This is a genomic window from Chryseobacterium aurantiacum, from assembly GCF_003020585.1.
Lineage (GTDB): Bacteria > Bacteroidota > Bacteroidia > Flavobacteriales > Weeksellaceae > Chryseobacterium > Chryseobacterium aurantiacum.
Genome location: NZ_PXUE01000007.1, coordinates 26,188 through 51,068 on the forward strand (window position 1 = coordinate 26,188; position 24,881 = coordinate 51,068).

At 36.7% G+C, this 24,881-nt stretch carries 24 protein-coding genes; 20 read left to right on the top strand and 4 right to left on the bottom strand.

The window, feature by feature from the left end:
* The first annotated feature begins 1 nt into the window (after position 1).
* The 3 genes from C7D53_RS18695 to C7D53_RS18705 are packed head-to-tail and all read left to right on the top strand — an operon-like array spanning position 2 to position 2,022.
* Complete coding sequence (locus tag C7D53_RS18695) at positions 2 to 1,141, top strand: beta-ketoacyl-ACP synthase III (RefSeq protein ID WP_106917926.1); 1,140 nt, start codon at positions 2 to 4, stop codon at positions 1,139 to 1,141.
* Positions 1,141 to 1,572, top strand: coding sequence for a hypothetical protein (locus tag C7D53_RS18700; protein WP_106917927.1), 432 nt, complete (start codon positions 1,141 to 1,143; stop codon positions 1,570 to 1,572). The genes C7D53_RS18695 and C7D53_RS18700 overlap by 1 nt, the downstream gene beginning before the upstream one ends.
* A gap of 6 nt (positions 1,573 to 1,578) precedes the next feature.
* Positions 1,579 to 2,022, top strand: coding sequence for an ABC transporter permease (locus C7D53_RS18705; RefSeq protein ID WP_106917928.1), 444 nt, complete (start codon positions 1,579 to 1,581; stop codon positions 2,020 to 2,022).
* 390 nt (positions 2,023 to 2,412) lie between these two features.
* Here the strand turns inward: C7D53_RS18705 and C7D53_RS18710 are convergent, their stop codons facing one another.
* A complete protein-coding gene (locus C7D53_RS18710) occupies positions 2,413 to 5,325 on the bottom strand; it encodes a M16 family metallopeptidase (RefSeq protein ID WP_106917929.1) in 2,913 nt (970 codons plus the stop codon).
* 429 nt (positions 5,326 to 5,754) lie between these two features.
* On the opposite strand from C7D53_RS18710, the gene C7D53_RS18715 reads away from it, so the two are divergent.
* From C7D53_RS18715 to C7D53_RS18795, 17 genes are all read left to right on the top strand, one after another.
* Positions 5,755 to 6,159, top strand: coding sequence for a hypothetical protein (locus C7D53_RS18715; protein ID WP_106917930.1), 405 nt, complete (start codon positions 5,755 to 5,757; stop codon positions 6,157 to 6,159).
* A 50-nt stretch (positions 6,160 to 6,209) separates the two neighbouring features.
* A complete protein-coding gene (locus tag C7D53_RS18720) occupies positions 6,210 to 7,205 on the top strand; it encodes a BtrH N-terminal domain-containing protein (RefSeq protein ID WP_106917931.1) in 996 nt (331 codons plus the stop codon).
* A gap of 1 nt (position 7,206) precedes the next feature.
* The gene (locus tag C7D53_RS18725; RefSeq protein WP_106917932.1) at positions 7,207 to 7,965 is read left to right on the top strand and encodes an ABC transporter ATP-binding protein; all 759 of its coding nucleotides are present in this window, start codon (positions 7,207 to 7,209) and stop codon (positions 7,963 to 7,965) included.
* Positions 7,952 to 9,220 carry an ABC transporter permease gene (locus tag C7D53_RS18730; protein WP_106917933.1) on the top strand — a complete coding sequence of 423 codons (1,269 nt, stop codon included), beginning with the start codon at positions 7,952 to 7,954 and terminating at the stop codon, positions 9,218 to 9,220. Before C7D53_RS18725 ends, C7D53_RS18730 begins: the two co-directional genes overlap by 14 nt.
* Complete coding sequence (locus C7D53_RS18735; protein WP_394337086.1) at positions 9,195 to 9,638, top strand: acyl-CoA thioesterase; 444 nt, start codon at positions 9,195 to 9,197, stop codon at positions 9,636 to 9,638. Before C7D53_RS18730 ends, C7D53_RS18735 begins: the two co-directional genes overlap by 26 nt.
* Positions 9,635 to 10,768 (top strand): beta-ketoacyl synthase N-terminal-like domain-containing protein, encoded by a 1,134-nt coding sequence (locus C7D53_RS18740; protein WP_106917934.1) that lies wholly within the window; start codon positions 9,635 to 9,637, stop codon positions 10,766 to 10,768. Before C7D53_RS18735 ends, C7D53_RS18740 begins: the two co-directional genes overlap by 4 nt.
* Before the next feature lie 10 nt (positions 10,769 to 10,778).
* Positions 10,779 to 11,318, top strand: coding sequence for a 3-oxoacyl-ACP synthase (locus C7D53_RS18745; RefSeq protein ID WP_106918103.1), 540 nt, complete (start codon positions 10,779 to 10,781; stop codon positions 11,316 to 11,318).
* An 86-nt stretch (positions 11,319 to 11,404) separates the two neighbouring features.
* Entirely contained in the window at positions 11,405 to 11,662 is a 258-nt protein-coding gene (locus C7D53_RS18750) for a phosphopantetheine-binding protein (RefSeq protein ID WP_034692439.1), read from the top strand.
* A 67-nt stretch (positions 11,663 to 11,729) separates the two neighbouring features.
* Positions 11,730 to 12,929, top strand: a complete 1,200-nt coding sequence (locus C7D53_RS18755; protein ID WP_106917935.1) for a beta-ketoacyl-[acyl-carrier-protein] synthase family protein — start codon at positions 11,730 to 11,732, stop codon at positions 12,927 to 12,929.
* Complete coding sequence (locus tag C7D53_RS18760) at positions 12,926 to 13,987, top strand: beta-ketoacyl synthase N-terminal-like domain-containing protein (RefSeq protein ID WP_106917936.1); 1,062 nt, start codon at positions 12,926 to 12,928, stop codon at positions 13,985 to 13,987. The genes C7D53_RS18755 and C7D53_RS18760 overlap by 4 nt, the downstream gene beginning before the upstream one ends.
* Positions 13,988 to 14,065: 78 nt before the next feature.
* Complete coding sequence (locus C7D53_RS18765) at positions 14,066 to 14,818, top strand: polysaccharide deacetylase family protein (RefSeq protein WP_106917937.1); 753 nt, start codon at positions 14,066 to 14,068, stop codon at positions 14,816 to 14,818.
* A complete protein-coding gene (locus C7D53_RS18770) occupies positions 14,815 to 15,441 on the top strand; it encodes a LolA family protein (RefSeq protein WP_106917938.1) in 627 nt (208 codons plus the stop codon). Before C7D53_RS18765 ends, C7D53_RS18770 begins: the two co-directional genes overlap by 4 nt.
* Entirely contained in the window at positions 15,407 to 16,042 is a 636-nt protein-coding gene (locus C7D53_RS18775) for a hypothetical protein (protein ID WP_106917939.1), read from the top strand. The genes C7D53_RS18770 and C7D53_RS18775 overlap by 35 nt, the downstream gene beginning before the upstream one ends.
* Before the next feature lie 7 nt (positions 16,043 to 16,049).
* Complete coding sequence (locus C7D53_RS18780) at positions 16,050 to 16,655, top strand: outer membrane beta-barrel protein (protein ID WP_106917940.1); 606 nt, start codon at positions 16,050 to 16,052, stop codon at positions 16,653 to 16,655.
* Positions 16,656 to 16,657: 2 nt separating this feature from the next.
* On the top strand, positions 16,658 to 17,038 hold the full coding sequence (locus C7D53_RS18785; protein ID WP_106917941.1) for a 3-hydroxyacyl-ACP dehydratase: 381 nt from the start codon (positions 16,658 to 16,660) through the stop codon (positions 17,036 to 17,038).
* The gene (locus tag C7D53_RS18790) at positions 17,035 to 17,511 is read left to right on the top strand and encodes a hypothetical protein (protein ID WP_106917942.1); all 477 of its coding nucleotides are present in this window, start codon (positions 17,035 to 17,037) and stop codon (positions 17,509 to 17,511) included. Before C7D53_RS18785 ends, C7D53_RS18790 begins: the two co-directional genes overlap by 4 nt.
* 4 nt (positions 17,512 to 17,515) lie before the next feature.
* Positions 17,516 to 18,688 (top strand): DUF2062 domain-containing protein, encoded by a 1,173-nt coding sequence (locus C7D53_RS18795; RefSeq protein WP_106917943.1) that lies wholly within the window; start codon positions 17,516 to 17,518, stop codon positions 18,686 to 18,688.
* Positions 18,689 to 18,753: 65 nt separating this feature from the next.
* Here the strand turns inward: C7D53_RS18795 and C7D53_RS18800 are convergent, their stop codons facing one another.
* The 3 genes from C7D53_RS18800 to C7D53_RS18810 all read right to left on the bottom strand — a co-directional run bounded on the left by C7D53_RS18800 (position 18,754) and on the right by C7D53_RS18810 (position 24,747).
* Positions 18,754 to 21,396 (bottom strand): T9SS-dependent M36 family metallopeptidase, encoded by a 2,643-nt coding sequence (locus C7D53_RS18800; RefSeq protein ID WP_106917944.1) that lies wholly within the window; start codon positions 21,394 to 21,396, stop codon positions 18,754 to 18,756.
* A 133-nt stretch (positions 21,397 to 21,529) separates the two neighbouring features.
* A complete protein-coding gene (locus tag C7D53_RS18805; RefSeq protein WP_162926230.1) occupies positions 21,530 to 23,155 on the bottom strand; it encodes a C45 family autoproteolytic acyltransferase/hydolase in 1,626 nt (541 codons plus the stop codon).
* Positions 23,156 to 23,229: 74 nt separating this feature from the next.
* A complete protein-coding gene (locus C7D53_RS18810) occupies positions 23,230 to 24,747 on the bottom strand; it encodes a phytoene desaturase family protein (RefSeq protein WP_106917946.1) in 1,518 nt (505 codons plus the stop codon).
* Positions 24,748 to 24,881: the final 134 nt, after the last annotated feature.

Genomic DNA, 24,881 nt, shown 5'->3' on the forward strand with positions numbered 1-24,881 from the left:
AATGTACGACGTATTTATAACAAAGGCATCAAAATATTTACCCAATGAACCGGTATCAAATGATGAAATGGAGACGTATCTTGGGCTTATCAATGACGCGCCTTCTAAAGCAAAATCACTTATTTTAAGAAATAATAAAATTACAACAAGATATTATGCTTTAGATAAGGAAGGAAACCCTACGCATTCCAATGCGCAGCTTACAGCAAAAGCAATCGAAGGTCTTTTTGATGAGAATTTCAAAAAGGAAGATATGAAGTTATTATCCGTAGGAACTACTTCTCCTGACCAGATTCAGCCATCACATGCCTCTATGGTTCATGGTGAACTGAACATCGGGAAATCTATTGAGATCAATACGGCAACGGGGCTTTGCAACTCAGGAATGAATGCGCTCAACTACGGATTCCTTTCTGTAAGAGCCGGCGTACAGGATAATGCAGTGTGTGCAGGTTCTGAAAGAATGTCTGCATGGATGACTGCAGATAAATTCAACCATGAAGCTGAAAATTTAATATTATTAGAAGAAAGACCTATTATAGCTTTCAAAAGAGAATTCCTGAGATGGATGCTTTCTGATGGAGCAGGTTCTTTCCTGTTAGAAAATAAACCAAGAGAAAGCGGAATCTCTTTAAGAATAGAATTTATTGATTTTTATTCTTATGCTCACGAAATTGAAGCATGTATGTATGCAGGATGTGACAAGCAGGAGGACGGAAGTTTAAAATCATGGGCAGATTATCCATCTGACGCATGGTTGAAGCAGTCAATCTTCGCGATTAAGCAGGATACTAAAATTCTGGATAAATACATTCTGGTAAAAGGGGCAGAAAGCCTAAGAGCTTCTTTTGACAAGCATAATCTAGATCCTGAAAAAATTGATCATGTATTGGCCCATATTTCTTCCGGTTACTTTAAGGATGGACTGAAAGATGAGTTCGCTAAAAAAGGGATGGACTTCCCTGCAGAAAAATGGTTCTATAACCTTTCTGATATCGGAAATATTGGTGCCGGATCTATCTTTGTAGCATTAGAAGAGCTGATGAATTCAGGAAAATTACAAAAAGGAGAAAAAGTACTTCTTTGCGTTCCTGAAAGTGGAAGATTTGCATATTCTTGTGCTTTATTAACGGTTTGCTAATGGAAAACAAATTACCAACATCCAATAAAGATTTTGTAGAAAGCCTTATTCCACAACGCGCTCCTTTTGTAATGGTTCATGAGTTATCAGAATATTCTGAAAACCACCTCATCTCCGGATTTGAAGTTAAGGAAGACAACCTGTTTATTCAGGATGGATTTTTTCAGGCTTCAGGACTTATTGAGCATCAGGCACAAAGTGTAGCACTGCATACGGGCTATAAATATTATCTGCTTGGAAAAGATGCTCCTACCGGATATATTGGAGCTATTAAATCTTTTGAAGCAGAGGTATTGCCTACAATAGGAGATCAGCTGAAATCAGAGGTAACCATCCTTAATGAGGTAATGGGTGTGACCCTGGTAGATATTATTACAAAATTAAATGGTGAAGTGATCGCAAAATCTCAAATGAAAACTGCTGTAAAATAACTTTTAATGGAAATCAGGGAGGAAAATATCATCAATATACACAACTTTTTACCGCATCGTGAACCGATGCTGATGGCAGACTATATTTTGGAACTGACCAAGGAAAAAGTAGTGACTTCCTTTGAAATAAAAGAAGACAACATATTTGTTCACAACAATGAATTTGTAGAAGCCGGTCTGATTGAAAATCTGGCCCAAACCTGCTCATCTATCCTTGGACAAAGCTTCTTTGAAAATCCTGAAGCTGACACAAAAGTGATAGGCTTTATCACCAATATCAAAAAAATTGAAATTTTCGGGCTCCCGAAAGTGAATGACAAGATCATTTCAAAAGCATCACTGATTTCCCAGTTTGAGAATATCTGCCATATCTTCTGCGAGACTTTCAATAATGATGAATTACTGATAAGAGCAGAGATCAACTTATTTATTCAGGAGATAGAATCATAAAAATCCATTCAAAAAATAGTAAAAGCTGTACGTTTTGTACAGCTTTTTTTGTTGTCAGCCATTGTATAATTATTCATAAAATTTGTGTAATCCCTTTGTGACTTTTGTGTAAACAATTAAGCTTTGGCTAAAGCCCACCCCTATTGATCTGATTACAAAAACTTTACATAAAAACATTCAATTTTATTAATTTTAAAAACAATAGAAACCAAATTTACACGTCTGAAAACCAATTAAATACAACTAAAAAACCTCATCCTATAATAAATTATTTCACGTGAAACATTGGAAAAACCCGTGAAACTCTGATGATCAGAGAGAAACAGTTTTAAACAACAAAAAAGCGGAACATTTCTGCACCGCTTTTAGTTTTATTTTTGAATATAAAGATTAGTATCCGAAAATCTCTTCAAGAGATACTTCCTGGAATTCGCCCATTTTGTTGATCGATTCCATATTCAGGTTTTCTTTCTTACCGATAATAGCCGTATTGTATTTTACAGGCTTCACTTCAGTATTGTAAAACCCTGTCAGTTGAGGCAATGTCAGCCCTTGAATTTCAGCATAGGTATCTTTTCTAAGGTCATAATCAACACCTAATTTTTTAAGGGCTAATTGGCTAAAGAAAATATTCGTTCTGTTAATTCTGTTAGAAGCAATCTGTTTTAAAGCAGAACCTCTTGCATTCTCGAACTGTGTTGGGATCTGTGGCAGCTCAGCCATTAGTTCACTCATAGCATTCACTGCCAAAGGAAGCTTGTTGGCTTGTGTTCCTATATAATTGGTGATGTAGTTAGCATGCCCTTTTTCCGAAGCATTGGCATAAGAAACATAGGCCGAATAAGCCAGTGATTTACTTTCTCTGATCTCCTGGAAAACGATGGAAGATAAACCTCTTCCGAAATATTCATTGAAAACATTTGATTTTCCGAAGTCACCAAGGTTTACAGTACTTCCTTTTGCTACTTTAGACATTTCCATTTGTACCATGTCATAATTAGTAAAGTAAACTTTCCCTGTGGTAGCTAGTTCTGCATATTCTTTAGCTTTTACCGGCTGAAGACTTGTATTCCCTATATAAGGTTTAACAGCTTTTTCCAATCCTGCTTGGTCCTGTCCATAAAGGAATACCTGATAAGGATATTGGTTCAGTGTTTTTACTTTTTTCATCAATTCCGTAACGTCAATACTTTCAAGACGAGCTTTAGAAATAATATCCGTCATTCTGGAATCCTTGCCATACTTTGCATAGTTTGAAAGAGCAGACATAATTTTCACTTTATCTTTCTTCCCGACTTCTCTGGCTTCAAGAATTGTTTTCACAGTCTGGCTATAAATAGCTTTATCTGCTTTCACGTTCGTCATCCAGTGATTCATCAGCTCTACTCCTTTCTTCATATTGCTTTCAAGACCTGCCAAAGTAATAACCGTTTGGTCATTAGATGTCCTTAGATTGTAAGTAATCCCCAGTTTATAGAACTCTTCTTTCAATTGCTCCGGCGTATACTTATCTGTTCCAAGGTATTCGAACACCGTTCCTGCTAAAGCAAGTTCTTTGTCATTATCTGTTCCGAATGGGAAGACGTAGCTTACCTGAGCAATTTCGTTATACTTATTCTTTACAAAGCTTACCGTTTTGTCTTTTACCTGCGAAGTCTGAATGGCAGTTTTGTAATCAATAAACTCCGGCTTGATTTCAGCAACCTTAGTGCTCAAAATATCTTTAAGGAAAGGAGATTGTGCTTCTCTGTTAAGCTTAATAGGAGTAATTCCAGGATTTTCTACACGAACTAACTTATCATTTACCCCTTTCTCCTTGTAAACTACCACGTAATTATCTTTATAGAAATCGTTGGCAAACTTTACAATATCAGCCTTGGTGATTTTTTCATACTGATTGATCTCATCCAATTCCTGCTCCCATGTTCTACCCTTGATATAAGAATCATAAAGTTCAGTTGCCAATCCATCAGCCGTTTCCCAACCTTTCATGCGCTGAACCTTTTTATCATTGACGATGGCTTTCAGCATCCAATCCGGAAATTGTCCTTTTTTAACAAGATCAAGCTGATCCAATAGTAGTTTTTTAGCCTCATCAAAGCTTTGTCCTTCTTTTGGCGTTACGACCAAGGCAAACATCCCATACATTTTGAATGGAGATTCGTAGGCACCTGCTCCCAGGGTCTTTTGCTTCTGATTAATATTAAGGTCAATCAATCCCGCATCCCCTCTGTTGCTTAGGATCTCTCCCACAACATCTGCCAATCTAGCTTCCTGGCTTCCATAAGAATCTGTTCTCCATGCCATTGTCATTCTTTGTGTAGATGGGCTCTTTACCGTTCTGGAAACAATTTGAGTCATTGGTTGTTCAGACACCATCTTTTTCATTGGAAGTTCCTTGTATTTGAAAGCTCCGAAATACTGATCAACTAATTTTATAGTTTTATCATAATCTATATCTCCCACCAATACAACAGCCATGTTATTAGGCACATAATAAGTATCAAAATACTTATGAATAGCTACCATTGACGGGCTCTTCAGGTGTTCAGACGTACCTATTGTAGTTTGTTGTCCGTTGGGATGTTTTGGGAATAAGGCTTCCATCAAAGCATAATTCACAAGACGACCGTCATTATCCTGTGCTCTGTTATATTCTTCATACACCGCCTCCAATTCTGTATGGAAAAGACGCAGTACCAATTCTGAAAAACGTTCCTTTTCTACCTTAAGCCATTTTTCAAGTTCATTGGCAGGGATATTATTTTTGTAAACCGTTTCATCCAACCATGTGTGCGCATTTGTTCCCGTAGCACCTAGTGAAGAAATAGCCTTGTCATACTCGTTGGCGATTGCGTATTTTGAGGCTTCTTGAGATACCTCATCAATCTTTTTGTATAGTTCTCTCTTCTTAGCAGGATCTTTTTCTGCCTTATGCTGTTCATAAAGATCAGAAATCTGCTGTAAGATTGCTTTTTCCTTTGCCCAATCCTGAGTTCCCAAATGAGAAGTTCCCTTGAAAACCATATGCTCTAAATAGTGAGCCAGTCCCGTATTATCACTCGGGTCATTATTAGATCCTGTTCTTACAGGAATATAAGTCTGAATTCTCGGTGCATCTTCATTTTTTGCAAGATAAACCTTCAAACCATTCTTCAAGGTATATACCCTTACACCTGCCTGGTCATTCTTTACCGTTTCATAAGTATACCCTTGAGCATCTGTCAGCTTTTGTGTATCGAATTTCTGTGCCATTGCGCTTAGCATACAGAAAAGCGAAACAGAAATAAAAAACTTCTTCATAGTTGTTATTTAATAATTATTTTTCTATCCAAATTTCTATCCATTAGTCTTATGATATAACACAGTTGTTACAGCAGATTTATTACAAATATGAATAATAAAGGATAATGGTTCTTTTTAAGATTTCATTACCCCCAATTAGTTAAAGATCCTTACTCAAAAATTGCAATAGGTAAAAATTTTCTATGCTGCATTACTCAAGAGAAAATTAATGTTCGGGTTCTTAAAAGGAGAAAAAACAATTATTCTTTCTTTCATTAATAACTGAACCTGAGCCTTTATGCAACCTCTGTTTCACGGTAATACTTTCATCAGACTCAGCATAATTTACATATAATGTATTTTCACTATTTTAGCCACCTGATTAAAAGAATCAAAACAGGTGAACCATTTTTCATCTGGAATCTAAAAAAATTAAACATTATTTAGATGAAAAGACAAGACCTACCCCAAGACGAAAGTAATTTGAAATCCGCCAACATGACAGAGGTTTTGTATGTGACGGATGAGAACGATAACTATACTACCGCTAACAGCACAGGCTGGGATGCAAAGAAAGCCGCTCTGGATGAGTCCATGGAGCTTATTCATGAAAGAATTGAAGAAGCCAAGCAAAACGTTGCCCAAAATAAGGTTAGCCCCATCGTATATTTTATGGAACTGAATAAAATGGACCTGGGAGTACTTGCCTCTTACGTAGGAATATGGCAATGGAGGGTGAAAAGACATTTTAAACCCAAGGTATTTAAAACACTAAGCGAAACTGCACTGAAAAAATATGCTGATGCATTCGGTATTTCAGTAAACGAATTAAAAAACTTCGATGGAAAATAAATGGAATGTATATTATTCCGTTTAACCAATGAAAAAGATATAAGCTGCAAATGAAATTAAACTTTGAACACCATCAGACTGCGCATTGCGAAAACGGTGTTGCTTCTAATCTACTGCTTAATAAAGGATTAAAACTAAGTGAACCCATGATCTTCGGAATCGGTTCAGGATTGTTTTTTGTCTATCTCCCTTTTTTGAAGGTAAACTTTGCTCCGGGCTTCAGCTATCGTCCTATGCCGGGTGCCATCTTCAGTAAAGCAGCCAAAAGATTAGGAATTAAAATCAAAAGAGAGAAATTCTCCAATCCCCAGGATGCTCAAAAGGCTCTTGAAAGAAATCTAGAACAAAATATCCCCACCGGACTTCAGGTAGGGGTTTTCAACCTTACTTATTTCCCTGAAGAATATAAATTCCACTTCAATGCTCACAATCTTGTGGTATATGGTAAAGAAGACGGAAAATTTCTGATCAGTGATCCGGTAATGGACTACACCACTTCCCTATCAGAAACAGAACTGGAAAAGGTAAGATATGCCAAAGGAGCCCTTCCTCCAAAGGGACATATGTACTATCCTGTTTATATTCCGGAAAATGTAAATCTGGAAGAAGCCATTAAAAAAGGAATTAAGGATACCTGTAAAAACATGCTGGCCCCCGTACCCCTTATTGGTGTAAAAGCCATGAGATGGGTCGCCAGAAGTATTCCAAAATGGGCAGAAAAGAAAGGTACAAAAGTAACGAACCACTATCTGGGACAACTGATCAGAATGCAGGAGGAAATCGGAACCGGCGGCGGAGGTTTCAGATTTATTTATGGAGCATTTCTTCAGGAAGCTGCTGTTATTCTTAAAAATGACGAATTGAAGGACCTTTCAAAGGAAATTACTTCCATAGGAGACCTTTGGAGAGACTTTGCAGTAGACATTGCAAGAGTATATAAAAACAGAAACTCCAAAAGTAATATCTACAATGAGCTATCAAAGACGATGCTTCATATTGCTGATTTGGAGGAAGCTTTCTATAAAAAACTGAGAAAAGCGATCTGATATGGCAGAGAATATGATTGAAATCAAAAATCTATATAAAAAATACAAAAATTCTGACGATTTTTCGGTAAATGATATCTCCTTGAGTATTGATAAAAACGAAATTTACGGAATTCTTGGGCCTAATGGAGCAGGGAAAACAACCTTGATATCCATGCTTTCAGGATTAATTAAGCCTACCTCAGGGCAGTTTACGATTAATGGCTTGTCTCCACAAAAAGAGGGCTTCAAGATTAGACAGATCATTGGAATTGTTCCGCAGGAATATGCACTCTATCCTACCCTTACTGCCAGAGAAAATCTAATGTTCTTCGGAAGTCTGTATGGACTAAAGCATAAACAGCTTACCAAGACCATTGATGAGTCCTTAGAAATTATGGGGCTTTCAAAATTTGCAGATAAGCAGGTGGGCCAGTTTTCCGGAGGGATGAAACGCCGTTGTAACCTTATTGCAGGAACACTTCATAATCCAAAGGTTCTGTTTTTGGATGAACCCACCGTAGGAGTAGATGTTCAGTCCAAAAAAGTAATTATAGATTTCCTTTTGGAATTGAATAAAAACGGGACGTGTATTATTTATACCTCTCACCACCTTTCTGAGGCAGAAGAATTTTGCACCAAGATTGCCATAATAGACAGAGGAAGAATTCATGCTGTTGGAACCCCTGAGGAACTTGTTTCACAGATTGCCCATGCAGAAAATCTTGAAGATGTTTTCATTTCATTAACCGGAAAAGAATTAAGAGATGTTGTTGTATAAACTTTGGAGAAGCTTTATTAAGGAAATTCTTCTCCTGAAAAGAGATATCGGAGGAATTGTCATCATTTTTGTAATGCCGTTGCTTTTGATTGTAACCATTACCCTGATTCAGGATTCCACCTTTAAAAACCTTGAAGGATCAAAAATCCCTATCATTTTTATTGATAACGATAAATCTGAAGTTTCAAAAAACATAAAAGGCGAACTGGAAAATAGCAAAACGTTCCAATTACTGACCAATTTCAACGAAAAATCGGCGGAGGATGCTGTATTTTCAGGAGATTATCAGATGGCTATTGTTATTCCTAAAAATCTAACACAAGATTTAAATTCCAATATTGATTCCAAAGTTCAGGCTATCGTCAGTTCATTTGGTTTGGAAGGTGATTCCGCAAAAACTAAGATAGAAGCTCCAAAGGCAAAGGAAATTCACTTATACTTTGATCCGGCCACCAATGCAGGATTCAAAAACTCTGTGATGAATTCTGTCAATAAAATGGTTTTTGAAATCGAAAATAAAAAAATTTATAAAGCTTTTCAGGATCAGCTAGGCACCACAGAAAACCTTGACGAAAATAAAAACCTGATCAGCTTCAAAGAGATTACCCCGAAAAAAGGAGAAATGGACATCATGCCGAATTCTGTTCAGCATAACGTTCCCGCATGGACGCTCTTTGCTATCTTTTTTATCGTTGTTCCTTTGTCTATTAACCTGGTAAAGGAAAAAAGCCAGGGAACAAGTGTAAGAGCCAGAATAAGCCCTACTCCTTACTTTGTTCATATTTTAGGAAAAACATTCACTTATCTTATCATCTGTATCATTCAATTCTTACTAATGGTAGCAGTAGGGGTTTTCCTTTTCCCATATATGGATCTTCCTGCATTTGATGTATCAGGAAAAATGTTCCAGCTTATTACGGTAACATTGTTCGCAGGGCTTGCGGCCATTGGATTTGGAGTATTATTGGGAACCATTGCAGATACACAGGAACAATCTGCCCCTTTTGGAGCAACATCAGTAGTTGTACTGGCAGCAATTGGAGGAATCTGGGTTCCGGTATTCTTAATGCCTGAATTTATGCAGACCGTAGCCAAATTTTCTCCCATGAACTGGGGATTGAACGCTTATTACGATATTATTTTAAGAAACAGCGGAATTGGAGGTATTGCTAAGGAATTAGCTTTCTTATTTTTATTTTACCTTGCAACAGTAGCCATTTCTATTTTTTATGAAAGAAAACAAAATGCAGTCTAACGAAAATATATTAACCTGTACCGAAGAAGTAAGGGTACGATTCAATGAAACAGACCCGCTGGGAATTGTCTGGCATGGTCATTACATTGTCTATTTTGAAGACGGAAGAGAAGCTTTTGGACGTCAGCACGGCCTAACCTATCTGGACATTCAGAATGCGGGATTTGTAACCCCTATTGTCAAAAGTACATGTGAACATTTTCTTCCCTTAAAATATGGAGAAACTTTTAAAATTGTCACCACTTTCATCAATTCTGTGTCTGCTAAGCTTATCTACAAATATGAAATTTTCAATCACGAAGATCAATTAGTTTGCAGTGGAGAGACCATTCAGGTGTTTTTGGACAGCAATGGAAGTTTATGTTTATACAATCCGGAGTTTTTTCAAACCTGGAAAGATAAAATGGGATTATCATGAGGAAGGAAATTTACATCACAGATTATAACTGTGTAACACCTCTGGGCTTTAGCATAAACTCTAACTGGGAAGCACTTTTAGCCGGAAAATCAGGAGTTACTTTACATAAAGTCATAGAAAATCAGGATCCTTTTTTCGCCTCCATGATTAATACGGAAGAGCTGCATAAAGAATTCAGTAAAAACTTTGACAGTCAGGAATTCACAAGGCTGGAAAAAATGCTTCTTCTAAGTCTTAAACCCTTGATTGAAAAACACAGTATAGCTAAAGATACCGCTTTTATCCTATCAACAACAAAAGGAAATATCAGCCTATTAAAAAATGAGTCTGAATTACCCGAAGGCGTCTATCTTCCGAGATTAGCACAGAAAATTGCTGATTTTTTTGGATTTAAAACCCAGCCTATTGTAGTTTCAAACGCCTGTGTATCCGGGGTAATGGCTATTGCTGTTGCCAAGAACATGATTCAGGCCGGGAAATATAAAGATGCCTTTGTGGTTGCCGGTGATGAAATCTCAGAATTTGTAATTTCAGGGTTCAATTCATTTCAGGCCATCGGTACTGAAGCCTGTAAACCCTATGATAAAAACAGAAACGGGATCAATATCGGAGAAGCCGCAGCCGCAGTATATATCACTTCTGAGGCTTCTGAAAAAGAAAAGTTCAGATTCAAGGTATTGGGTGACTCGGCTATCAATGATGCTAACCATATTTCCGGCCCGTCAAGAACAGGAGACGGTTTATACGGAAGCATCAAAAATGCCATGACGGAAACCCAGGTTTCGGCAGAACAAATTGACTTTATTTCAGCCCACGGAACAGCAACTTTGTATAATGACGAAATGGAAGCTATTGCATTCAACAGAATGGAACTGCAAAATGTACCTTTGAACAGTATGAAAGGTTTCTATGGACACTGCCTTGGAGCTTCCGGACTTCTGGAAAGCATCATCTCTATGGAAATCGCCATTCATAATACACTGATTCCCTCTAAAAACTTTAAGGAGATGGGAGTATCCCAGCCATTGAATATCATTAAGGAAAATCAAACTGCAGCAATCAGATATATTTTGAAGACAGCATCAGGTTTTGGAGGGTGTAATGCCGCAATTGTATTGGAAAAATGTTAAAATGAAGCTGATGAAAAAGATAAACACCTGTACTATAGAACATTCAAAAATAAGCTTAAACGAAGAGATCATTTTTGAAAGCCCGAGCGAAACTTTCCAGGAATTTGCTAAAGAAGCCTACAAAAGCATGGATCTTGGCTATCCTAAGTTTCACAAAATGGATAGTTTAAGCAAACTTGCCTTTCTTTCCGCCGAAATGCTTTTAAAAGATGAAGACCATAGCAGAACGGCATTGGTTTTTGCCAACAAGTCATCCAGTTTGGATACTGATTTTAAATATCAGGAAAGCATCAATTCTCAGGAAAATTATTTTCCAAGTCCTGCTGTATTTGTATATACATTACCCAATATTTGTGTAGGTGAAATCAGCATTAAGCACAAAATGCAGACAGAGAATGCTTTTTTTGTATTGGAAGATTTTGATGAAAATTTTTTAAATGATTATTCTGAACAGATTCTCCGGTCTGGGAAAGCAGACAAAGTATTATGCGGCTGGGTTGAATTATATCAGGAAAATTATAAAGCTTTTGTATATTTGCTGACCTTATAAAAATGTAACAATATAACCTTGTAACAACGAAGCCTCCTTAAAATGGGCAAATTCAAACATTACTATATTGGTAAATTAACTAAATTATGGAAAACTTAAAAACAGAATTGAAACACAAAATTATTGAAGTACTTAACCTTGAGGATGTTTCTGTAGAAGAAATTAAAGATACAGATCCATTATTCGGAGGTGGACTAGGTCTTGACTCTATTGATGCCCTGGAGCTTATCGTTCTTCTTGATAAAGACTACGGAATCAAATTAGCTGATCCTAAGAAAGGAAAAGAAATTTTCCAATCTATTGATACAATGGCTAAATTCATTGAAGACAACAGAACAAAATAAAATTAATATAACAGTTTAATGATGTAACAATGTAACCCATTGATACATTGTTACATTACTTACTATAATGAGCCAAAAAATTGCCATAACAGGGATGGGCATCATTTCTTCCATTGGAAACAATGTGGAGGAAAATTTTATTTCATTACAATCCGGAAAACACGGCATTTCAGATATTCAGATGTTTGAAACCCGCCATGCAGGAACAATAAAAACAGGTGAAATAAAATTATCCAATGAGGAACTTGTGCAAAAACTTCAGCTTGATGAAGATAATAACGTAACAAGAACTTCCTTGTTAGGTATGGTTGCCGCAAAGGAAGCTGTAGAAAGTGCCGGAATTTCAGACATTAATGAATACAGAACGGGACTTATCTCATCTACCAGTGTGGGAGGGATGGATATTACTGAAAAATATTTCTACTCCTACGAAGACTTTCCTGAAAAGCAAAAATACATTGACGCTCATGATGCCGGAAATTCTTCATTGGTAATTGCCGATCATTTGGGATTAAAAGGCATGGTTTCTACCATCAGCACAGCTTGCTCATCTGCGGCCAATGCCATTATGATGGGTGCTAAACTGATTAAAAACGGAGTATTAGACCGTGTAATTGTCGGAGGAACAGATTCTCTTTCAAAGTTTACGTTGAATGGATTCAATACTCTCATGATTCTTACAGACTCTTACAATACCCCTTTTGACAATGGCAGAAAAGGGCTGAATCTTGGAGAAGCAGCAGCCTTTCTGGTTCTTGAATCTGAGGAGATTGTAAAAAAAGAAAATAAACAGGTATTAGCCTATCTTTCCGGTTATGGAAACGCCAATGATGCCCACCACCAAACGGCTTCTTCCGAAAATGGTCAAGGTGCCTTCCTCGCAATGCAACAGGCTCTGAAAATTTCAGGATTGAAAAAGGAGGATATAGATTATATCAACGTTCACGGAACTGCAACCCCCAATAACGATCTGTCAGAAGGAATTGCCATGATCAGAATTTTTGGAGAAAATCAGGTTCCCGAATTTAGTTCTACAAAAGCATTTACAGGCCATACATTGGCTGCTGCGGCAGGCATTGAGTCTGTGTTTTCAATTTTAGCCATGCAGCAGAGTCTTATTTTTCCTAACCTGAATTTTAAGACCAAAATGGAAGAGTTTGATTTAACTCCGGTTACTGAACTAAAGGAAAAGACCATCAATCATGTTCTTTCTAACTCATTTGGGTTCGGAGGAAACTGTTCAACCTTAATTTTCTCAAAATCATGAGTGCAGTATACATCAACAGTGCATCCTGTATCTCCGTTCAGGACACCTTAAATGAAAATTTTCTTCAAAATCTTAAGCCGGAAAATTCGGTAAAGATGATAAAGGCCATAGAACCTAATTACAAGGAGTTCATTCCGCCTGCAATGATCAGGAGAATGTCCAAAACTGTAAAAATGAGCTCTGTAGCTTCTCATCATGCTTTAAAGGAAGCGGGAATTGAACAACCGGATGCCATTATTGTAGGAACCGGAATGGGGTGTTCTCAGGATTCTGAAAAGTTTTTGAAAAATGTGATTGATAATCATGAAGAGTTTTTAACTCCTACATTTTTTATTCAATCTACTCACAATACTGTTGCAGGTCAAATTGCACTTGGCTTACAATGCCATGCGTACAATTTCACGTATGTAAACACTTCTTCTTCACTGGAGTTTTCATTTTTGGATGCTCAACTGCAGATTGCTGATGGCGAAGCAGAAAATATCCTTGTGGGCTCTACTGATGAACAGACCAACAGAACGATGGAGCTTTATTGTTTAAATAATACCATCAAAAAAGAAACGGAACTTCCTGCAAACCACCTGAACTCTACAACCAAGGGGGTCATTTGGGGAGAAGGGGCCAGCTTTTTTGTTGTTGGAAAAGATAAAACTGAAAATTCCTATGCAAAACTTACAGACATTAAAATCAGTAACAGGTTGGAATTGAATGAAATTCAAAAATTCATTCAGGAGTTTTTAGCAAAAAACAATCTTTCTGTACAGGATATAGATGCTGTCATTTTAGGCTTCAGTAGTGATGCATCTTCGGATGTTTACTATACAAACGCAATGGATCTATTTTCAGATTCTGCTTTATTATATTACAAGCATCTGAGTGGAGAATTTAATACCGCAAGCGGTTTTTCTACCTTTATGGCTTGTCATATTCTTAAGGAGCAGCAGATTCCTGAAGTAATGATGATTAATGAAACAAAAAAAGAGGAAGTGAAAAATATGCTTCTTTACAACCATCTGGCGGGTTCCGATCACAGCTTGGTATTATTGGAGAAAGTTTGATAAGGCAAAAACCTAAAGAAAATTTCTAAAAAGACTATCAGATAATAGATTACTTTTGTTATTCAAAAACAGCGGGCGATGAAGCACTATTCATTCATCTTATTTTATCTCTTCTGTAACGTTTTCATCTATGCATTTCAGGGAAGTTTATGGGTGTATATAGCTTGTTTTCTTGCTTTTTCTGCTGTAGTTGTTTGGGGATCATTCGCTATTGAACTGGGATATTTTGTCAACAGTATTACCCATAAGCGAACGAAAATCAAAGAAATTGCTTTGACTTTTGACGACGGGCCTACAGAATTTACACCAAAGTTTTTAGATTTACTCAATGAACATCAGATAAAAGCTACTTTTTTCTGTATCGGAAAGCAGATTGAAAAATATCCTGAAACATTTCAGAGAATCATTGCTGAAGGTCACACCATCGGAAACCACACGTTAACTCACTCTCGTTCAACAGGCTTCCTGTCTACTTCCAAAATGATTGCAGAGATTAAAAACTGTGACGAGGTGATGAAGAATGTTGGAAATATACAGACAAACTTATACCGACCTCCTTTCGGAGTTACCAATCCGAGCATTGCAAAAGCCATTAAACAGACTCAAAAAATAAGCATCGGCTGGAATGTCCGTTCTCTGGACACCATCATTGACGATGAAAGGAAAATCTATAAGAGAATTACGAAAGATCTAAGAAAAGGTAGTATTATTCTGCTTCATGATACCTCAGAAAAAACGTATCATGTACTGGTAGATTTATTAGTATTTTTGAAAGATAAAAAGTACTCAACATTTACAGTTGATTCAATTACAAATTCAAGGAAAAAATGATTAAAAATATTGCCCTAGGAGCATTTTTACTGGTATCCGGCTTCTTTTTTGCGCAAAACACCGCAATGTCAGGCGCCGAGGCCAAAGCATTTGTATCCAAGGTCTCCACAGACACCAAGGAAATTAAAACATTGCAGAGTGATTTTACCCAGACCAAGAAAATGGATTTTCTGGATAAAAGCATTGTCACGTACGGAAAAATGTCACTACAGACTCCTAATATGCTGAGCTGGAGATATACCAAACCATATCAGTACAGTATTGTTTTTAAAAGCAATAAGATCTTCATCAATGATCAAGGAAAGAAATCTTCTGTGGATGCTAAAAGCAAAACCTTTGAAAAGATCAATAAACTAATTGTAGGGAGTTCAAACGGAACCATGTTTAATGATCCTGAATTTACAGTAACTTACTTCAAGAGTGGGAATTATAATATTGCCAAGTTTGTTCCGAAGACTTCACAACTGCTGAAATACATCAAACAGATTGAACTTTATTTTCCCAAGAACCAGTCTACAGTTTCCCAGGTTAATATGACAGAGGCTTCGGGAGACACTACGAATATTGTTTTCAAAAATACAAAGATCAATGCTTCCATCCCTGCGTCAGAATTTGCTTTGTAGCCTGATCCTATTACTTGCAGTTTCTTGTAAAACGTATCAGCTGACTGGTGTAAAACCAGTTTCCTCAACAGAAAAAACTGTGGAAAATCTTTATTTTTCATCTACTGAAGATTATGTTTATAAATGCCAGATGGATATTTATAAAAATCATGTAAGCGGTATCCTTATCATCAAAAAATTAAACGAAACAACACACCGTGTCGCATTAACCTCTGACTTTGGGAATAAGCTGATTGATTTTGAAATTTCGGACAATCATTTTAAACTGAATTACGTATTGCCAGATCTGGATAAAAAAATTGTTATTAATTTTCTGAAAAACGATTTTCAGCAGCTATTGAAAAAGCAATATCCGGTAAGTGAGATCTTTGAAAATGAAAACTCTAAAATCTATCTTTCCAAGATTGAGAACAAGAGCTATTATTTATTCTTTAATAAGGACAACAACCTACTGAAACAGATCATTTACACCAAAAATAACAAGGAAAAAATCGATTTTACATTTGATGCAAAAAAGCATATCTTCGCAGATAGCTTAAATCTGCAACACAAGGATTTTAAGATTAATATAAAACTATTTCAAATAACCGAAACTGAATAATTTTACCATGAAAAAAATATTTCCTTTCCTATTTGTATTGATATCAGGACTGTCTTTTGCCCAGGTAACATTTACACCCGGAATCAGAGCCGGAGCCAATTTTTCACATTTCACCAATGATGAAAATCAAACGTTCTTCTATCCCGGAGATGTATATTATCCGCAATCCCAAATGAATCTTAATTTCAAAACAAGAACTGACTTTTACCTTGGGTTTTTGGGAAATATCCGTTTTGCCAAATTTTATGCCCTGCAACCAGAAATTAATTATTCGAGACAGGGAACCAAAGTAGAATCCAACGTTAATAATATGGGGACGCAAAACATTACAGTTTCTTACCTTGGAATTCAATTGATTAACAAGTTTTATTTCAACAAATTCAATGTTCATGTAGGACCTACTCTTGATTTTGTTGTAGAAAAGAAAAATATTAACCCTGATAATGAAGTTGATCTGGGAATTACTGCCGGAGTAGGATACGATATCACTAAGAACTTTGGTATTGAAGCAAGGGTAAAAAAAGGATTTGTTCCTGTTTACAGCTTCTATGAAAATCACACCAATGTAACATTCCAAGCCGGCGTTTACTATACATTTAACATGAAAAAATAATTATGCAGACCATTCTTACAGACTTTTATACTTTAACATCATATGAAAAAGCAGAAAACGGAAGTTTTATTACGCATATTAATTTAAATAAAGACCATGATATTTTCAAGGGCCATTTTCCTGGAAATCCTGTAACACCTGGTGTTTGTATGATGCAGATTATTAAAGAACTGACAGAAGAATTTACAGGTTCAAAATTATTTTTAAAAACGGCATCGAATGTAAAATTCATGGCCATTATCAATCCTTTTGAGACTCCGGATCTGAAACTCCAATTGGATATTACTGAAAATGAGGAAGATGTTAAAGTAAAAAATGTAACTTCCTTTGGCGAGACTATTGCATTAAAGTTGTCTGTAAGCTATAAAAAAATACCATCATGAAACTTATTCTATCATTCGTAGCGGCATTTATTTTTTTCTTTCAGTCTGATATAGAAGCTTTGAGAAACAGCTATGCCAAGGCCAACGATTCTGCATCCAATACTGAAAATTTCATAGGAATTGCAGAAAAGCAATCGGGCTCTGATGCAGTAACCATGGGCTATAAAGCAGCGGCAAAGATTATGGAGGCAAAAGTCTCCAAGGGAAATAGAAAGACTCTGGTGAAAACAGGGGCTACAAGTCTTGAAGCCATTATTAAGAGTAATCCTAATAACGCAGAATTACGTTTGATCAGATTAAGTGTTCAGGAAAACATTCCTAAAATTGTGGGCTACAGAGGCAGTTTAAAGGATGACAAAGCTTTCCTGCTGAACAATTACAGCAAACAAAATGCAGCCTTGAAAAACTATATCAAAAGGTTTGCATTGCAGTCTAAAACCATTACCGAGGCCGAAAGAGCCACTTTAAAATAATACAATGTCCCTTGCTGAAGTACAAAATGCAATTTCTGAAAAGAAGATCTGCGTTTTAATACCTACCTACAATAATGAAAAGACCCTGAAAAGGGTAATAGACGGTGTTTTGAACTACACCGAAAGTATTATTGTGGTCAATGACGGTTCTACCGATTCTACTCGTCAAATTCTTGCTCAATATCCTCACATCACAACTATCACCCTGCCTGAAAACAAAGGAAAAGGAAACGGATTGAAAACAGGCTTTAGAAAAGCCAAGGAATTGAACTATGATTATGCCATAACCATTGATTCTGACGGACAACATTATCCCGATGACATTCCTGTATTTGTGGACGCCCTTCTTCAGGAAAATGAAGAAGTACTATTAATTGGGAACAGAAATATGTCCCAAGATGGTATTCCTAAGAAAAGCAGCTTCGGAAATAGATTTTCTAATTTTTGGTTTTGGTTCGAGACAGGAATTAAGCTTGAAGATACTCAATCCGGTTACAGGCTTTATCCTTTGCACAAAATTCCCAAGAAATATTTTACACCTAAATTTGAGTTTGAAATTGAGATCATCGTAAGGACCGCATGGAGACATATTCCGGTAAAGAATGTTCCCATTAAGGTATTATACGATCCTAAAGAGCGTGTTTCGCATTTCAGACCGTTCAAAGATTTTACAAGAATCAGTATTCTGAATACGATTTTAGTAACGATCACTCTTTTTTATATTATTCCGAGAAACTTCGTGAATAACTTCAAAAAAAAAAGTTTTAAAAAATTTATAAAAGAAGATGTACTGGAAAGCGATGGCAGCAATCGTACAAAGGCTTTTTCCATTGCACTTGGTGTCTTTATAGGGTTATCTCCATTTTGGGGATTTCAAACGCTGCTGGTCATAAGTTTATCTGTTCTTTTCAAACTGAATAAAGTTCTTGCATTCGTAGCCTCCAATGTGAGTCTTCCTCCTTTTATTCCGTTTATCATTGCGGCTTCATTGTTTCTTGGCTCTCCGTTTGTTCATGGAGACAGTAATATTCTAAGTCAGGATCTTAATTTTGAGCTTATCAAGAATAATCTGCTTCAATATGTTATCGGAAGTTTCATCTTAAGTACTACATTATCTGCTTTGGCAGGGATAAGCACTTTTCTATTTCTGAATAAACTGAATCCTGAAAACAATTAATTACAAATAAAGAAAAGCCTCGAAATATAATATTCCAAGGCTTTTGCTTCCTAATTATTTATTTACTATTTTGAAACGATAATCTTCTGAGAATAATCGATTGAATTACCGCTTACTTTTACAATGTAGGTACCATTAATTAATTGACTGGCATTAATGGTAGTTTGTTTATTAAGGTTAATATTTTCTTTAGAAATCAGCTTCCCTGTAAAATCATAGATAGAAACAGTCGTGATCCCTGAAAGATTCATTCCTGACGGAGTCTTTATGGTAAATTCATTTCTTACCGGATTGGGATAGATTGAAATACCCTTAGAGTTTGATATCTCTTTCACTGCCAATGTTTCACAATCTGCAGGAACTGTAAAATCCTCTACCTGGTCTGTAATGTCTGGCAGTGGCTGGCTGGCTCCAAATACCAATCCACCCAGTGCACCGGCAGAAGCATTGACTCCTAATCCTCTTTTAGCAAATGTATTCCAGATAAGGCATTTGTTTTGTCCTCCTGTAGAGGCTAGATCAGCTGCTATAATGGCATCTCTTCCCTGTACGAATGTAGGATTACATTGTTGCAGCTTAAGAGCGTCCATTACCAACTGTAAAACTTTTGCACTTCCGCTGTTAGGATCCGCTAAAACATTACTGCTGTATCCATATTTTTCTACATACTTCCAGTTAAGATCCCAAAGCATTGAAGCCCAAATAAATCCTATACTGTGAACATCCGGCACTGTAACGGCAATACCAAGAAAGCTTCCGTTAGTTTTCATCCCGTTAGTTCGTCCGTAAGTATAGTTGTTCACTGCGAAATCAGGAGAATATTTTGCAGGTCTTATGCCTGCTCCATCTATTCCTTCTCCGGAAGTAAAGGTTCCTATTCCTCTTGCTATGGATGCATTATCACCAGGTTTGGTAGTCATCATCAAAGCAAAAAAGTCAGACCATCCTTCCCCCATTTGTTCATTGGAAGAAATATAGGATAAACAAGAACTTCCTGTTCCTGTCAAACGATTGGATATTCCGTGTCCATATTCATGGCTAATAATTCCATTGTCTAAACTTGCATCTTTATAAACAGCTTCTGTTTTCAATGTTGCATTTACAACTACTCCATTGTTTATTTCACTTACCAAAAACTCTCCTTCTGACTTTCCAACCATTATTGTAGGAATTGTAATGGTGGTATCTGTACCTCCAAGCCCTACAGGCTGATCACTGTTTGGATGATATTGTATCACCCCTACCGCTCCTGCATTTTGCAGATTTTTTGTTTTTACAGCAAAGCCGCATGTAGCAGCGGTTACCACTGCAATTTTTCCGGTAAGGCTACCAGCAGCAACTGCAGTACATGCATCTGCAGGTGTTGAGAGGGCTAAGTCCCCAGTTACGGGAGGGCTACCTATAAGCTGAGGGCCAAAGTTAGCTGTTCCTGCTGCCGGAGTTCTATTAACATAGCTTGTTGGGGAGTTATAGTAAAGATATCTGGCTCCATTAGGTACAAATAGAAACATCTGCATTCTTCCGCTGGTTCCGTCAACACCAGGATTAAAGTTGGCATTATTTATACCACTACCATCACGTGATTCTGCAAGAACAGGGTCATTACCTGTTCCTCCATTTGCAAAATTATTGGTTTGATAGTTTCTTGCAGATTCTGTAAACCCAAATTTATAAAATACATCATGCATTTTATTGGTTGTATAAAACAAATTGGTTACCGCAGCAGAAGTATAATTCTGTTGCCCTAAGGTAATATCCATAGGAAAATCAAAAGCTCTGCTTTCTCCGCCGTCTGGTGAAAACTGCGGGGAATTGGTATTGTTTTCATCAGTATATGCAAACGCATTATTACCTCTTGTTATCGTATAGTGATTGGTCCCATCAGAATGCCAGCCCTCCGGAGAGGCTGTCAGATCCCACGGATTATTTAAAAGTGTACGGCTTCCAAATGTAGGAGCTTCTACCGGAAATGCCAATACATTATAGGATGCATTATCAGGTGCCAGAACGAGATTAGCAAATTCCTTTGCTTTACTTATATTACTTGGAAAAATGGCTGAATGTGCCCCATGATTATGATTTTCATGTTCTGAAGAATGTTGTTCGTAAGCGTCGTCATGAAAACTGCAGGAAAGGGTTGTATTTTCCTGATACAGAACAGAACCATCTTCTGTACTGATAATGGTATTCCAGATATTGCTTGTTCCTTTTTCTTCAATGTTAACCTGATAACCAAGTATTAGCTCTCCTCCCTTGGCAAAATATACAGTATTTGTACTTAAAGGACCCTCTTTGCCGTCAATATTCTTTACTGAAGATGTGCCATTCATCTTTTTGGCGACATCGGCAATTAAGGATTCTTTTCTTGCACTCTCCTTGCCTTTAACCGCTGAAGGATATGTTTTAATAAAGGTATCTGCAAAATTCAAAACTTTTCCGTCCCTGATTAAAACGTTGGCAGAACTTCCGAAAACGGGATAGCCGTTGATTGTTTGCTGAATTCCTACAATATCACCCTTTAAGCTTTGGGAAGGGTCAATATTTACAATTTTAAAAGCCTTAAGCTCTGGATTCACTCTCTGGAAAGCCCCCTTTTCAGAGTTAACATAGTCTTTGATTGTTTGCTCATATTTTTGGGCAGAAAATACCCCAAAACTGAAAAATGAACAAAGTAGCAGAAATTTAACACTAAGTCGAATTTTTTTCATGTGTAATACTTAAAATTAATAAATGTGATTAATCAGTTAGTGTCAAAAAACACAAAATGTTACATTATTAATAAAAATATATTTTCAAAACAAAGAAATTCGCAATAAAAACAACTGTAAAAGAATCTTACAATTAATTATTCATTTTTTTAATAGCCTTATTCAAATACTTTTCCACTGTTTTCTGGTCCGGAACTGTTGTTATTTCTTTAGTGAGCGCTTTCTCAAACTCTGCCTTTGCCTTTGAGTACTCTTTTTTATGAAAATAGTATTTCCCTGCCATAAAATACCCTTTCCAGAAATCCGGGTTCAGGGACTGATAATGAGCAATAAAATCATCCGAAAGCATTTCCTTATTGTGAACAGCATCATTAATTTTAAAGCTTATCTGCCTGTACTCCTCATAGTTTTTGAATTCCTGAGAATCTGCAAAAGGATCTCTTACAATATTAAGCTTTGATTTTGAAAAATCATTTGGTTTCAACCCCTGCTCTGAAAATATCTCATTAAGGTCATAGCATACAAATTCTCCCAATTGGTAAGGATTGGAAGATACCCAGACTAATTTTTTCTGAGGCGAGAATATCACAGCATGATGGGCCAAAAGCTGGTTCAGGGCCTTTTCATTTCCGTTTCCTATGCTCTCATTTTTTAAACCGGATCTGTTTCTTAGAATAGAAGCCATTTTCTCGGGATTCAGTTTTTTTTCTTCCTGTAAAAGCTCCTGCAATTTTTTATAGCGGTAAGCAGAATGACTTTCTTTGATCTGTTTCTGATTTTTTGCATCATCTTTGTATGCATCAGACTGAAAATGATTGGTGCAAAATACCCTGCTTGTATTCTCCACTTTGTACACTCCGAAACTTTTCGGTGAAACTTCAATAATGACGGCATTTTTATCATGAGCGCTTCCTACCAGAATTGATTCTGAGACGAAAACGTTTCTTTTTTTTGCAATAGCAATGGCTTCATCTATATTTTTTGCGTATTGTAGGATTTCCCTTGTTACCAGGGAAATAGGAGTTTTCGCAGTTAAAGGTATTTTTGATTTTCCGGCATTAATGGTAACCGTAATTCCTTCTTTATTCATCCCTGAAACTACGCCAATCATTCCTGGCCAGCTTAAGGACATATAAGGAATTCCGTCTTCTGGTTCTACAAATTCAACCAGTTTATTTTTAGAAAAGTCATCTCCTACATAAAAATCGAAGTTTCTTCCAATCAATAAATCTCCATCCTCAGTATTTTCGTTCCATACCGCAAGAGAGGTGCAACCCACCATTGCCAGATCCTGCATGGCATGGCCAATATCGTGCGCACCGTGCAGATAAAGGTTTCTCAGATACCTGGAAGCAATAAAATCATATTGGTTAGATGAATATTGTGACAGGCCATATAATTCTGCCTGATAGTCTTCTCTTACATTGAGATACATTTTTCGGTTGTACCACTTTAAGAAAACATTCAAAAGTTTCTGTTTAAATTTTGACGGAACAAATCCTTCTACTTTAGAAAAGAAGATTTCTTCCTGTTTCTGCATTAAATCCTGAGTTAAAGCCCCATTATTATACCCTAGCTGTAAGGGGTTCCCTTTAATGTAAAGTTCCCAAAGCTGTTGCTTGTTCTTGGTAAGAAAATTTTGTTTATAGCTGAATGTTGTATCATTGATTTTAGTCACTTTGGGAATTTCCAAAGAATATTGCTTTACCTCGGGAAGATGATGGACAGACTTTGAAATCCCGCATGAAATCAGGATCATTAAAAGAAAGGAATGGATGAGGAGCCTTGTATGGGGGAGATAATTCGTATTAGTTTTTTTCACGGTGGTTTTTATTAAATCATTTGCTCCAGGCGCTTATCGATGGTTTCTTTTCCCAAAATTTCAGCACAGGTATTAAACGCTCCAATGGTAACTCCTAAAATCCCGTGCATATTTACTGATTGCCCTGTAAGAAACAGATTATCAATTTTTGTACGGGGAGAAACCATTGTTTTAAGCGGATTATCTGAGTTTTTCATGTACCCGTACATATTTCCATCAAAGCTTCCGATATAGTCCCGATAGGACAAAGGAGAAGAGGTATATATGCTTTTAATGGCATGCCTAAGGTTAGGAATTTTCTTTTCCAGGGCTTCAATCATTTTTTCAGTCTTTTCAAGCTTAAAACTTTCGTATTGTTCACCTCTTTCATGCTCTTCAGCAACTGTATTGAAAGTACTTTCCCACTTTTTGACCTCATCAAAGTCCATGTAAGAAATAGCAGTCAGACTTTCTGCAAACTCCGGATGATGTTTTGAGGGGGTGGATGAAAGCATATAGGTTTCCGGCCATGTTTCTTTTTGGTAACGGGACGCGTTCCAAACCTTTTCTTCTGATGAATAGTGATAGATATTATAATTAAAATTAGGAAAGCATTGGGGTTTTAGGATGATATAAACACTGAAGCAAGACGAAACCGTCTGCCAACTCAAAACCCTGTTCAGAAAGGACTTCTTCAGTCTTTCTTCTCCAATAAGCTTAATGGTGGAACGGATTTCAATATTTGAAATAAATCGCTTTGCTGTATATTCTTTTCCTGAAATTGTTTTTACTGATTCTAGGATATTATTTTCATTAAAAATAAATTCAGAGACTTCGGAATGCTTATGAACCTCAGCCCCATATTGACGCAGTTTTCTAATAAGCAGCTTAGAAATCTGGCTCCCTCCTTTCACACATTTATATGCACTCTGAATGTAGGAATTTACCGTTAAGGCATGAACGTAAAAAGGAACATTTTCAGAATCTCCGGCATACAGAAAATTAGAGCCCAGCAAAACTGACTGAAGTGTTTTATTCTGGGTAACCGATTCTATAAATCTTTTGGTATTTAAATGCAGGATCTCCTCATTGTAGCTATCTTTCCCCATTACATTGTATCTTGGAAACTGGCTGCAAACGTATTGAATTTCTTCACAATAGTTCTCCAGATTCTCTTTTTCATCGGGAAAGTATACAGATAATTGTTCTACAAAGTTCTGATAGCCTTGGGCATGGGGGTACTCTATTGTATGATCTCCAAAGGAAATTCTGTCATACCCGTCTTCGTCCATTTTTTGAAGATCCAGTTCATCCATGATCTCCAGATAGGAGAAAAAGCGGTTTAAATTCTGACCTTTTGAAAGACCTCCCAGATAGTGAACACCGGTATCAAAAATAAGTTTATCTCTTGAAAAGGTTTGTAGATTTCCTCCATACTGGTTGTTTTTCTCCAGCACACAAACTTTCAGACCCTCCTTTGCTAAAATAAGAGCCGAAACAAGACCTCCCAATCCACTGCCGATTACCAGTATGTCATAGTCTTTCTTCAAAGGAGAATGTGTTTTTAAAAAATTAAGAGTGTTCAGAAATAAGGAATCATAGATTACTTTGTTATCAATATACGAAGAAAACTATTGAATCTGTCTTATTTTAATTCTTAATAATTTTGAGTTTTTATTAGTTT